This is a genomic window from Streptomyces sp. NPDC059679 (assembly GCF_042734105.1).
Taxonomy (GTDB): Bacteria; Actinomycetota; Actinomycetes; order Streptomycetales; family Streptomycetaceae; genus Streptomyces.
Window position 1 is genome coordinate 1 of sequence record NZ_JBHWES010000017.1, and the last position, 12,346, is coordinate 12,346.

Sequence of the window (12,346 nt, forward strand, 5' to 3'; positions counted from 1 at the left end):
CGGTGCCGGCCGGCAGGTGCTCGACCGCGGGCTGCCACGCGGGGGCGGGCTGGCGCGAGCCGATCCGCACCGGTTCCGCCCCCGGCGCGAAGCGCCACCATCCGCCACGCTCGCCACCGCCCCGCTCGCCGACCCGGCCCGAGCCACCGCGCTCACCGCCCCGGCCCGGGCGCCGCTCCGGTACGAACAGACCGCCGCCGGGCACCACGAGGGCGACGCCGTCGGGGGCGATCACCTCGATCTCCCAGGTGTCGGCGATCCGGCGGGCCACGGCGGGCTCGTCCGGCCGGTCGTCGCCCGCGGCCGACAGGACGAGCCGGACCACTCCGACGCCGTCCGAGCGGAGCGAGTCGAGCACTCCGCCGAGCCGCGGCCACAGCTCACCGGCTGACGACGTGTCGGCCCCGGCGACCACCGTCACGGTGTGCTCCGGGTCGGCGGAGAGGGCCCGGACCAGGTCGGCGACGTCGGAGGCGGACAGGGTGTCGTCCGCGGGAGAGCGGAGCAGCATGACACCGCCGTGCTCCTCGACGAGCAGCGCCCCGCCCCGCCCGCGGCCCTCGGGACGCTCCAGCGTGTCCAGCGTGGTGACGGGCGCGGACGGCGCGGGGTCGGTGGCGGGCCCGGTACGGGCTCGGGCGCCCCGCCCGCTGAACCAGCGCGCTCTGGCGCCCCCGGAACGGCTCACGCCTGTCCTCCTCGTTCTTCTTGTTCTTCTCGTTCTTCTCGTTCTTCGCGGGCACCGGCTTCTCGGGCACCGGCCGATGTGGCTTCGGCCTGAACCGCTTCGGCCCGTTCGCCCCCGTCCGTCTGCTCGAACCCCAGCGGGCCGGTCCGGTGGAGGTGGCGCGGCGAGGTGTGGATCGGGATGTCGTCGGAGCGCCACTGGCCGACCACCGCGAACTCGGGCGGCGCGGGGTCAACCGTGGCGGCAGTGGTGGCCGGGGTGGTGGCCTCGCCGTTGGACTCACTCATCGTGTTCTCGCTTGCTGTCGCACTGTTCTCTTGCTGGGCGAGCGGCCCTGACGACTCGCCCACCGACTCGGCCAAGGTGACCGACCGGCCCACCACAGGACTGGCCGGCGAAGCCTTCCGGCGGCGCTTGGCGGTGTCGTCCGCCTCGGTCAACGGCTCTCGCTCTCGCCGGAGTCCGGCAGCTGTACGTCGGTGACGCGCTTGCTGCGGGGCGCCGCCGTACCGCCCCCCGGTGCGGTGCCCTCGCGGGCCACTGTCGTCGGCCACTCGACCTGGGCCTCCTCCGCCCCGGCCTCCTCCGCGGGCGCATCGGCCGCGGCGGCCATGATGTCCGCCAGGCCGTCCGTGGTCATCACCATGCTGACCGGGGCGGAGCTGTTGATGCACAGGCTGTGCCCCTCCGGAAGCCGCTCCAGGAACGCGGGCACCCGCACCCGCTCGAACCCCAGACGTCCGGCCGCGTGCAGATAGCGGGGCGAGGTGTAGATGGGGACCACCGCCGTGCCGTCCGGCGCCGACGCGCTCACCGGTTCGCCGTCCGCCGTGACCAGCACCGCGACCTCCGCCTTGGCCAGCGCGGCGGTGACGTCCTCCGCCGGACCGTAGCCGGTGGTGGCGAGTTGGATGGCGGCGTCCACGTCGTCCTCGGGCTCGGGCCAGCCGAGCGCTTCCGGGGAGGGCTGGTAGCTCTCGTTGTCCTGCCACTCCACGATCTCGCCGTCGTCGTCGGAGCGCCACTGGCCCACCACGGCCCAGTCCGGCGGCGGGCCTTCGCCCTGCCACGCGGGGTCGGTCAGGTACAGCCAGTGGTTCGGCGCCAGTTTGGCGGCCTTGACGAACTCCTCCGGCGGCTCCGGAACTTCGGTGTCGCCGGACGCCCCGGGCGCCGTGCCGTCGGGAGACGTCCCGGGTGCCGGGGCATCGGCTGCCGCCTCGAACTCCGCGAAACCGGCCGTCGGTTCGGCCGATTCGAATGGGGTGATCGCGGCGGAAGCGCCCTTGTCGCTCATGCTGTCCTCGCTTACTGGGCCGACTGGCTCACTGCTGGCAATGCTCGGCGTGGTCGATGATGTGGGCGCACCCCTGCGGGGTTGCCCGGTGTGCCCGCTCCGTCCCCCCGAGGCGCGTCACGTGGATCTTGACATTCCGCCCGCCTTCCAGCCGGCGACGGGTCAGCACCGGGCAGGCCACGGCGAGGGTGACCAGGCTGGTGCCGGCCGTACGGTCCGGCGTCGGCTTGTTCCGCGGGGGCTTCACCACGGTCTACGGCACCCCCTCGGTCACCTCGGCCGACGGCACCGGCGTCTCGGAGGCCGAGCCGTGCGGCGGGTCGGGGGTGAGGAGCAGGTGGACCGGGCCGCCGATGGTGCGCAGGACGAGTTCGACGGGGCGCCGCGCCCGGTCGGTGGCGCGGGCCGCCGCGTCCAGGGCGAGCCGGAGATCGGCGGGGAGCGTGCCCCCCCTGGGTGTTCAGGGCCTCGTCGGGAGTGGCGCCGTTCCGCAGCGCCTGGCGTACGGCGTTCAGCGTGCGCCGGGTGTCGGCCGTGACCTCGCCCGCGTCCAGCCATACCTGGGCCCGCGCGTCCTGCTCGGCGAACCCTTCGGCGAGCCGGTCGCCGAACTCCTCGGGGCGCAGCGCCCGCCAGTCGTCGATGCCCTGTTCCGCGAGGACGGCCGGGGCGTCGTAGACCTCCGGGGACGGGCGGGCCGGGGTGCTGCCGGGGTTCACGGGCGCGCCGCTGGGCACGGGCGGGACCGGGAGCGGGGCGTCCGTGGGGGTGGTGGGGTCGGCCGGTTCCATGACGACCCAGCTCTTCGCCGTCGGCTTCGCCTCCTGCGGCGAGGGGGACAGGGACAGCACCGGGTGCTGCGCCCCGCTCGGGTGGGCGATCCCCGTCCTGCCGCGGGTGAACGTCGTGGGGCGGCCCAGCCGATCGGTCAGCATGTCCGCCAGGCGGGTGTCGTAGAAGCCGGGGATGTCCAGCACCAGGACGCCGCTGAGCTCCCGGTCCACGAGGGAGGGGTGATAGGCCATCAGTTCCACGAACTCCGCGAACGGCACCCGGAAGACCCGTGGCTTGTCGCGGAAGCGCAGGCGTAGGGCATCCGGGTCCGACGGGTCGTAGGACGCCCGCACCACGAAGGGCACCGCCCGGTCGTCGCCGTAGGAGTCCTGACCGGTCCACGAGGCGTCGACGAGGCCGTCGGGCGTCTGGATCCTGGAGGTGTCCAGGCTGTTGATCTTCGTCCCGGTGGACCAGTCGTTCCCGACGTTCGCCCCGTTCAGCAGCGGGTTCTTCAGCCGGTCGGCCCGCGCGAAGGGCTTGGCCATCTCCAGGTGGAACGCGGCAAGCACATGGGGATCGGCGGCGTCGCGGCCGCGCGCGTACGCCTTGCCGACCAGCGTCCACAGCTCCTCCCGGCGCGCGTCGTCCACCGGGTCGGTCGCCTTCAGGTGGAGGGCCTTCCGGGCGAGCCCGTCGACGTCCAGACCTGGCCGGTGGAGCAGCTCATGGGCCTTGACGCGGGCCCAGAACGCCCGGGAGCGGTGGCTGTCCTCCACATCGGAGGCAGTGACCTTCAGCATCAGCGCGACGACGCCGTCCCAGGCCACCCTCGAAGGACCGTCCTTCCAGGCGCTCGCCGCGTCCACGGCGGGGGGCAGCGTCACGAAATCGCTCAGTCGCGCGCCGTCGGCCGCGTTCGCCGCTTCCAGGAGCACCGCGCGGTAGTCCGCCCGGCGCGGCTCCGTCCGGCCCGCGGGGAGCTTCGCCGCGACGATCCGGTGGAAGAGCTCCATCGTGAACGGGCCCGACGCGCCGAACCTGCTGTCCGCGTGCCACATCTGGTCCAGCGCGGCCGCCCCGCGCAGCAGCCTGGCGTACTCGGGGTTCTTCTCGATGCGTACGGCGTCGTCCACCTCCTTGCCCAGCGCCAGCCTCAGCGCCCGCACCAGCCGCCGCGTCCGGTGCCGCTGCGGTCCGGACACCCTTCCGTCCGGGCCGCTGAAACCGATCGCCCGCGCCCGGCGGTTCAGCTCGGCGGACCTGGGCTCGGGGAAGTACTTCGCACGCGCGGACCGCCGCGCCTGGGGGTCGGTGTACATCACGCGGAAGTAGACGCGGTTCGTCGGCTCCTGCCGATCCGCCATCGCCGCTGTCCGGATGGTGCAGCGCGTTTTGCGTCGCATCCCGTTGGAGTAGAGCTGGCCGACGGCCACGTCCTCCAGCGGGTCGGCGACGAACGGCCCGGGGAAACCCTGACCGGCGTTGCCGTGGTAGGGCAGCCGGGTGTCCTTGGGCGAGCCCGCCCAGCAGATCTCCAGGTCGACCCAGTACTCCCGGGGGTGGACGGACATGCTGTTGCACCGCGCGCGGGCCCACTGTTCCGTCTCGGGACCGTCCAGCCCGCGCTTGCTGCCGTCCCGCATCGGGAGCACGATGCCCCCCGGATATCCATGGGCGCTCTGGTAGACCGCAGGGGCGGCCTCGGCCGGGTCCGCCGGGGTGAAGAGGCTGGAGAAGTCGCGGGTGGCGGGGTTGTAGTGGGCGAAGGACGTCATCTGGTCGATGCGGCGGAGCAAGGACTCACGGCGGTCGGCCAGGTCGGCGGGTTCGAACGCGGAGCGTCCGATCTGCTTCCTGTTCAGCTTGCTGACGATGGCCCGGGTCTCCACGTCGTGGTGCCAGTCGGGCACGTCATCGAGGGAACCGGGGTCCAGGTCGGGGACATTGGGCACCCAGTCGCCCCCGGGTTCCCCCTCATGGCGGACCACCCGGACCTTCGTCGGCTTCCCCGGCTGGACGGTGAGCTCCACATCACCGCTGTGCGCGTAGACCAGGCGGCCGGTGCGGAACGCGAGCCGGCGCGCCAGGAACAGGAGGCCACGGCCCGCATACGGAACGGCCAGCACGATCGGCACGTCCATCGGCAGCCTCGACAGCCCCGGGTCGTGCACCATCAGCTCGGCGAACTCGTCGATGCCCAGCTCCCGGGTGGTGCCGTCCGGCCACGGCACCACGATCTTGTACTGGTCCCCCGCGGCGGCCACGACGAAGGCGGGCTCGTCCCAGGCCCACGGCTGGTCTTCCCGCCACAGGCCGGTGGTCCTGCCCTGCTTGTCCTTATCGGCCCGATCGACGATGGAGGTGTCCAGCTCCCCCGCGCCCGAGCCCGTCCAGTTCAAGCCCGCGGGCTCCCCCGGGCTCTGAACGTCGGTGAACCGGTAGCGATCCCCCAGTACGCCCTGCTGCTGGGCGTGGAACGCGCCCAGTGCCGCCAGGCTGGTCGCCCGGCCCGTCTTGCCCGCCTCCAGCACCAGGTCGAACAGCTGGTCCCGGACGCCCTGGTCGACGACCGTGCCCGTGGGCAGGTGGAGGAGGCTCCGGACGAGTGCGGGCACGTCCATCGGCCCGTGGCGCAGGCCCTTTTCCTGGCGGCGCAGCCGGTCCAGGGTCTCCGCCGCGTTCGCGCGGGGCTCGGTGGTGATCCGGATCAGGGTGGGCCGGGGGAACTGAGCGACCCTCTTGTTGGCGGGGACTTCGGGGAGGCCGTACTGCCGCATGTCGAAGTCGTGCGGGCCCAGGCGCGGCTGATCGGACGGCACGTCCCGCTGGAGGGTGGCCAGCGCGACGCCCAGCTCCCGGAGCAGGAGCGCGTACACGGCCTGGGCGCGCCGCGCACCGCGCTCCCGGGCCAACTCCTGCCGGGCCGGCAGCTCGGCGTCGGACCGTACGTCGTTGCCGAAGCCGGTGATGAGAATGTCCGGCAGGGGCGCCCCGGCCCGGTGGTTCCGCAACCCGGCCAGGGCGAGGCGACGGGCCAGCCGCCGCACGCTCGCCCGGTCCGCGTCGGACAGCGCGGTCGATCCCCGTACGAACGACACCCCGGCCGTCGGCGGCAGCGCGGTACGGGAAGCGGGCTTCGAGACCGACGCGGAGCGGTCGGAATCGGAGTCGGAGTCGCTGTCGCTGTCGCTGTCGTCGGGTGCGGACGAGGCGGTGTCGTCCGAGAAGAGGCTGTCCTCCGACTCGGAGGACTCGGCCTCCGACTCGCCCGGGGCGTCCGGCATGTCGTCGTCCGAGTCCGACTCCGCCGACCCCTCGAAATTCAGCAGGTCGGCGTCCCACGCGTGCCCGTCCAACGATGCCGCGGCCGCCGAGGTCACCGGCCGGGGAAGCGGGGCGGGCGGGGTGGCCTCGGTCCACCGGGGCCGCAGACCCAGCTCCCGCCGCAGCGTGTCGGCCAGTTCCACGGCCGACCGGGCGTCCGGCCCGTGGTCGAGCAGGTGCTCGGCGACGTCCCGTACCGCCTCGCGGAACGCGTCCTGGGCAGGCCATCCAGTCGAGGTACGGCCCCTTGCCGAACAGGCCTGTGGTGCGCGATCCGGTCGCGCTCGCGTTCTGGTCGACGTTGGCCGTCAGGAACTGCGGCTGCTCCGGGCGTACGGCGGCGTCGTGCGCGGGGGCGCCGACCCGGGTCAGCTGCCACCTGTTGTGGGACGCCTTGGCCAGGACCCGGTCCACGATCCCCGGGGAGTTGTTGTCGGCCACCACCGAGAGGGTCTGGTGGGGCAGCCCGTCGAGCGGCCCGGGTTTCCCGTTGTCCTCGGCCGAGGCGTTGATCAGCTTCCTGGCCTCGTCGCGGGTCATCGCGGTGCGGGTGACCGGGTTCGGGTCCAGATACGGGTTTTCGGCACCCTCCGCGTGCGGGTCGGTCTTCGGGGAGTGCTCGGACGGGACGCTCAGCAGCACCTTGCCCTGGACGGCCGGGACCTCGACGTTTCCGCCGATGATGTCGCCCCGGCCCTTGGGGCCGCGGGCGAAGAAGGAGGTGCCGAGGATGCCGAAGGTGACCAGGCCGCGCAGCAGGCTCCGGGGCCGCCAGTAGCCGCCGGTGCTCATGGTGAGGGAGCAGTCGTAGGAGACCAGGTTGCCCGGCTTGGTGCTGATCGCCATCTGGTCGAACGTGGCGGTCGCGCCGTAGCCGGAGTCGTCGCGCGTCTGCCAGCCCGCCTGGTAGCCGAGCTGTCCGGTGAGGGCGTGGTTGGGGACCCCGATGTTGTCGACGGCAGTGTCCCGCAGCGACGCCATCGCCTCGAAGCCGAACTCGGCCCCATGAGTCCCGTGCTGGCTCTCGTCCAGGTCGCCCAGGTCATCGGCGGTACGGCCATCAAGACCACCGAGGCGTTCAACGAGGCCGTCGACGGCGTGCTGTTCATCGACGAGGCGTACACGCTGCTGTCCGACGGCAAGGGCTCCGGCGCCGACTTCGGCAAGGAGGCCATCGACACGCTGCTGAAGCTCATGGAGGACCACCGCGACGAGGTCGTCGTCATCGCCGCCGGATACACCGACGAGATGGGCTCGTTCCTCGCCTCCAACCCGGGTATGGCCTCCCGCTTCACCCGGACCCTCGAGTTCGCCAACTACTCGGTGGAGGAGCTGGTGACCATCACCGAGAGCATGTGCGCGGCGCACCGCTACGAGCTGGCCCCGAGCACCCAGGACGCTCTCGCCCGGCACTACGAGCGGATACCCCGCGACGCCACGTTCGGCAACGGCCGCGCGGCCCGCCAGGTCTTCGAGGAGATGATCGACCGGCAGGCGTTCCGGCTCGGCTCCATGGCCAACCCCGCCGAGGCCGACCTCTCCCTGCTGCTGCCCGAGGACATCGCGGACGAGTCGGCGGCCGCGGCGGGCGCGGGCGGCGGCCGCAGCTCCGAGGAACTGCTCGCCGACCTCGACGCGATGATTGGCCTGGAGGCCGTCAAGCGCGAGGTCACCGACCTGGTCAAGCTGCTGTCGGCCACCAGGCAGCGGCAGGCCGCCGGCCTTCCCACTCCGAAAATCAGCCACCACCTGGTCTTCTCGGGTCCGCCCGGCACCGGCAAGACCACCGTGGCCCGGCTCTACGCCGACCTGTTGCTCTCCCTGGGCGTGCTGGCCACCGGCCAGTTGGTGGAGGTGGCCCGCGCCGACCTGGTCGGCCGCTATGTGGGCCACACCGCGCAGCTCACCAAGGAGGTCTTCGAACGCGCCCTGGGCGGCGTGCTGTTCATCGACAAGGCGTACACCCTCACCCCCGAGGGCGTCGGCTCCGACTTCGGCCGAGAGGCCGTCGACACTGCTGCTGAAGCTCATGGAGGACCACCGCGACGAGGTCGTCGTCATCGTCGCGGGCTACACCGAGGAGATGGCCCGCTTCCTCGCCTCCAACCCGGGCCTGGCCTCGCGTTTCTCCCGCTCGGTGGACTTCGAGCACTACTCCACGGACGAACTGGTCGAGATCATGGGCCGCCACGCCACGGCCTCCGGCTACGACTGCGCACCCGAGACGGTCGAAGCGCTGCTCCAGTACGTGGCCGGACTGCCGCGCGACCGCTCGTTCGGCAACGCCCGTACGGCCCGCCAGATCCTGGAGGCGATGATCGGCAGGCCCGGCGGATCGGCCCGATGACCGCACCGGGCCTGGACGACCTACGGTTGCTGCTGCCGGACGACCTCCCGACGGACACGCGGCAACCGGCGGGCTGACCCCGCCGGTGGCGCAGCCGGCCATCCCAGCCGTGAGGAAGAACCGTCAATTAGATACGCTGGGACGGAAAATGAGCCTTGACCAGGAGCGATCCAGGGAGCCTGGAATGCGGGAATGGGCTGCGGCGGGCCACGCGGGACATTGGAGGAACGGTGTCAGGGTCGATAGGGTCCACCGGAGCGACCGGGCCCACCGAGGACGCGGAAGCGCTCGCGGAGCTGCTGCAGGGGCTCAAGGAACGCTCGGGGCTGAGCTACGGGGCGCTTGCCAAGCGGCTGGGCATGAGCACCTCGACGCTGCACCGTTACTGCAACGGCAGCGCGGTGCCGACCGACTACGCGCCGGTCGAACGGCTCGCCCGGGTGTGCCGGGCGACCCGCGAGGAGCAGGTCGAGCTGCATCGGAGGTGGATTCTGGCCGATGCGGCGCGAGCACGCAGGAGGCCGGGTCCGAACGGAACAGAGCCGGAGGGAACGAGGCCGGAGGGAACGGCGCCGGGCGGGGCTGGACCGGAGCGAACGGCGTCGGCATCCACTGGCAGCGGACTCCGCAAACCAGGTGAAAGCGATGAACCAGACGTCGGCAGCGTCGCCCCGTCCTCCCCCGCACACCCCCGCCGACGCCGCACCGCGCTCATCGCCCCCGTCGCCGCGGCCGCCGCTCTGGGAGCCGTCGCGCTCGCCTCGATTCTGCCGTCCTTCAGAGGCGACGACGACGGCTACCAGAGGGCCGGGGACACCACCGTGGGCACCCTGGCCGGCCCGGAGGACGACGGAACCCCGGCCGACACAATCCCGGCCGCCTCCGACTCCGCTTCCCCGTCCCAGCCCGAGAAGAAGGGCAAACCCTCGGCGTCGGCGTCCGACGCCCACAACAGCGGAGTCACCACCGAGCAAGCCGAGGCGGCACCGGTCAAGGTCACCACCCGGCCCTACGTCTACAAGAACCCGTGCAACCAGCACTTCCTCGTCGACAGCGAGCCCGCACGGGTCGGCCCGCCCGTCACCGAGCAGGACGCGCCCCGCTGGGCCGCCGCGTACGGCGCGGTCCCCTCGGGGGATCAGCGCGTCGCCCTCTCCGTACAGGGCACCGGGAAGGACACGGTCGTCCTGGAGGCGCTGCATGTACGTATCGTCACGAAGGACGCCCCGCTCGCCTGGAACGACTACTCGATGGGCGTCGTCTGCGGCGGTGGCGGCGCCGCCGTCAAGAGCGAGTCCTTCGACATCGCCCTCGACGACGGCAGCCCCCAGGTCACCCTCAAGAACGGCCAGCGCGACTTCCCTCACAAGGTCAGCGAATCCGACCCGGAGGTCTTCTACGTCACCGCCCGCACCAACGCGCACGATGTCCGCTGGGACCTCTCCCTGGACTGGTCCAGCGGCGACCGCCACGGCACCGTGCACATCGACAACAACGGCACCCCGTTCCGCACCAGCGCCCGCCGGCCCGGCTACAACTACCAGCCGGGCAGCAGCGAGTGGGTCAAACGAGGAGGCTAGGACCTGTCGTCAAAGGGCGCGGCCGGAACGGTCATCCGGTGGGTGCCGGGCGGGGCCTGGTACAGGGCGCCGGCCGGGTGCGCCCCAGCGTCATCGGCCGGGGTCTCCCCCACGACCACGACGTTCCAGGGCAGTTCACTCTCGGTCTCGATGACTGTCTCGCCGCCCGAGCGCCGGACGGTGAAGACCGCGGCGGCCGCAGAGCCCGACCGTGCGGGGATGGTGGTGACGGTCACGGAGCCGTCGGCCCCGCCCGGGTACACATGAAGCGTCACGCCGTCCGCCCAGTCGGATCGCGGGCCGTCGTCCACCGCGCCGAAGGGGACCACCGAGCCCGGCCGGGCCAGCAGCGGCAGCGTATGGAAGCCATGCCGCTCGCGCCTCCAGCCCGGACCGCTGACCCGCTCGCCGGTGAGCACATTGGTCCAGATGCCCTCCGGTACGTAGTACTCGACCGTGCCGTCTTCGCTGAAGACGGGGGCCACCAGCAGATCGGCGCCGAGCATGTACTGCCGGTCGAGCGCGTGGGTGCCCGGGTCCTCGGGGAATTCCAGCAGCATCGCCCGCATCACCGGTGTGCCGGACTCCTTGGCCTCGACCGCCGCGTGGAAGAGATACGGCATCAGCCGGTGCTTCAGCCGGGTGAAGTCACGGGTGACCTCCACCGCCTCCTCGCCGTAGTCCCACGGCACCCGGTAGGACTTGCTGCCGTGCAGCCGGCTGTGCGAGGAGAGCAGACCGAACTGCACCCAGCGCTTGAAGACGGCCGGCGGCGGGGTGCCCTCGAATCCGCCGATGTCGTGGCTCCAGAAACCGAAGCCGGACAGGCCGAGGGACAGGCCGCCGCGCAGCGACTCGGCCATCGCCTCGAACGTCGACTCGCAGTCGCCACCCCAGTGGACGGGCATGCGCTGGCCGCCGGCGGTGGCGGAACGGGCGAAGAGCACCGCCTCGCCCTCGCCGCGCTCTTCGACCAGTAGGTCGAAGACCGTCTCGTTGTAGAGCTGGGTGTAGTAGTTGTGCATCCGCTCCGGGTCCGAGCCGTCGAACCAGACGACGTCTTCGGTCGGCACCCGCTCGCCGAAATCGGTCTTGAAGGCGTCCACTCCCTGGCCGAGGAGGTCTCGCAGCTTGGCTGCGTACCACTCGCGGGCGGCGGGATTGGTGAAGTCCACCATGCCCATCCCGGCCTGCCACTTGTCCCACTGCCAGACGTCACCGTCCGCCCGCTTCAGCAGATAGCCGGCTGCCATGCCCTCGGCGAACAGGTGGGACTTCTGCGCGATGTACGGATTGATCCAGACGCAGACGCGCAGCCCCCGCTCCTTCAACCGGGACAGCATCCCTTCGGGGTCCGGGAAGACCTCTGGGTCCCAGACGAAGTCGGACCACTGGTACTCCCGCATCCAGAAGCAGTCGAAGTGGAAGACGCTGAGCGGGATGTCCCGCTCAGCCATGCCCGCCACGAACCGGGTCACCGTCTCCTCGTCGTAGGAGGTGGTGAAGGAGGTCGACAGCCACAGCCCGAACGACCAGTCCGGTGGCAGCGCGGGCCGGCCGGTGAGACCCGTGTAGCGGCGTAGCACGTCCTTCGGGGCGGGTCCGGCGATGACGAAGAACTCGAGGGACTGGTCCTCCACGCTGAACTGGACCCGGCCGACGTTCTCGGAGCCGATCTCGTAGGAAACGTTGCCCGGGTGGTTGACGAAAACACCGTAACCACGGTTGCTCAGGTGGAACGGCACGTTCTTGTAGGCCTGTTCACTGCTGGTGCCACCGTCGGCCTGCCAGATGTCGACGCTCTGGCCGTTCCTGGTGAACGGGGTGAAGCGCTCGCCGAGGCCATACACGGTCTCGCCGACGCCGAGCGACATCTTCGCCAGCATGTGGTGGCGGTCGTCGGCGTCGGTGACAAAGCCCATGTCGCGGGGGCCGAGCGAGGTGATGACCTTGCCGTCGGAGACGAAACTGAGGTTGCAGGAGCCCTCGGTGTCGGCTTTGAGGGACAGCGCGCCCGAAACGAGCTCGACCGTCGAGCCTTCGCGGACGGTCTTCGCATGCCCACCGTCCGGTTCGGGGTTAAGGGTGAACGCCGGGGTTCGGGGGCGCCTGCCACCGTGGTGCCACAGCCGTACGCCGATGACACCCTCGGCTGGTGACCACGCCTCCACGGTCACCAGCGGGCCGTTGAGCGTATCGCCGCGGTGCCGGATGCGGGTGACCGGCGCGTAGAGGGTGAAACGGTCGTCGGCGACGTCCACGTCGGCGACGGAGGTGGCATAGCGGGCCGTCACGCCCGGCCGCAGCTGCCAATAGCCGTCGGTGAACTTCAT

General features: G+C 71.7%; 5 protein-coding genes and 3 pseudogenes. 3 read left to right on the forward strand and 5 right to left on the reverse strand.

Annotated elements, in window-relative coordinates; all coding sequences use genetic code 11:
* The 4 genes and pseudogenes from ACFV2X_RS19775 to ACFV2X_RS19790 all read right to left on the reverse strand — a co-directional run.
* Positions 1–688 (reverse strand): annotated as a pseudogene (locus ACFV2X_RS19775) (hypothetical protein); the annotation flags it as partial.
* On the reverse strand, positions 685–975 hold the full coding sequence (locus ACFV2X_RS19780) for a hypothetical protein (protein WP_385617921.1): 291 nt from the start codon (positions 973–975) through the stop codon (positions 685–687). The pseudogene ACFV2X_RS19775 and the gene ACFV2X_RS19780, both read right to left, overlap by 4 nt.
* 299 nt (positions 976–1,274) lie before the next feature.
* Positions 1,275–1,958: pseudogene (locus ACFV2X_RS19785) on the reverse strand (type VII secretion system-associated protein); the annotation flags it as partial.
* 38 nt (positions 1,959–1,996) lie between these two features.
* Entirely contained in the window at positions 1,997–6,229 is a 4,233-nt protein-coding gene (locus ACFV2X_RS19790; RefSeq protein WP_385617923.1) for a lonely Cys domain-containing protein, read from the reverse strand.
* 104 nt (positions 6,230–6,333) lie between these two features.
* Between ACFV2X_RS19790 and ACFV2X_RS19795 the strand changes: the two genes are divergently transcribed.
* From ACFV2X_RS19795 to ACFV2X_RS19805, 3 genes and pseudogenes are all read left to right on the forward strand, one after another.
* A complete protein-coding gene (locus tag ACFV2X_RS19795) occupies positions 6,334–6,864 on the forward strand; it encodes a hypothetical protein (RefSeq protein ID WP_385617926.1) in 531 nt (176 codons plus the stop codon).
* 254 nt (positions 6,865–7,118) lie between these two features.
* Positions 7,119–8,510 (forward strand): annotated as a pseudogene (locus ACFV2X_RS19800) (AAA family ATPase); the annotation flags it as partial.
* A gap of 153 nt (positions 8,511–8,663) precedes the next feature.
* Positions 8,664–10,013 carry a helix-turn-helix domain-containing protein gene (locus ACFV2X_RS19805; protein WP_385617929.1) on the forward strand — a complete coding sequence of 450 codons (1,350 nt, stop codon included), beginning with the start codon at positions 8,664–8,666 and terminating at the stop codon, positions 10,011–10,013.
* Here ACFV2X_RS19805 and yicI read toward each other — a convergent pair.
* Positions 10,010–12,346 carry an alpha-xylosidase gene (gene yicI, locus ACFV2X_RS19810; protein WP_385617931.1) on the reverse strand — a complete coding sequence of 779 codons (2,337 nt, stop codon included), beginning with the start codon at positions 12,344–12,346 and terminating at the stop codon, positions 10,010–10,012. The genes ACFV2X_RS19805 and yicI overlap by 4 nt on opposite strands.

What these genes read in the sequence shown, in the direction of transcription:
- yicI (WP_385617931.1), bottom strand. Translation starts at nt 12,346, where the DNA reads ATGAAGTTCACCGACGGCTATTGGCAGCTGCGGCCGGGCGTGACGGCC.
- ACFV2X_RS19780 (WP_385617921.1), bottom strand. Translation starts at nt 975, where the DNA reads ATGAGTGAGTCCAACGGCGAGGCCACCACCCCGGCCACCACTGCCGCC.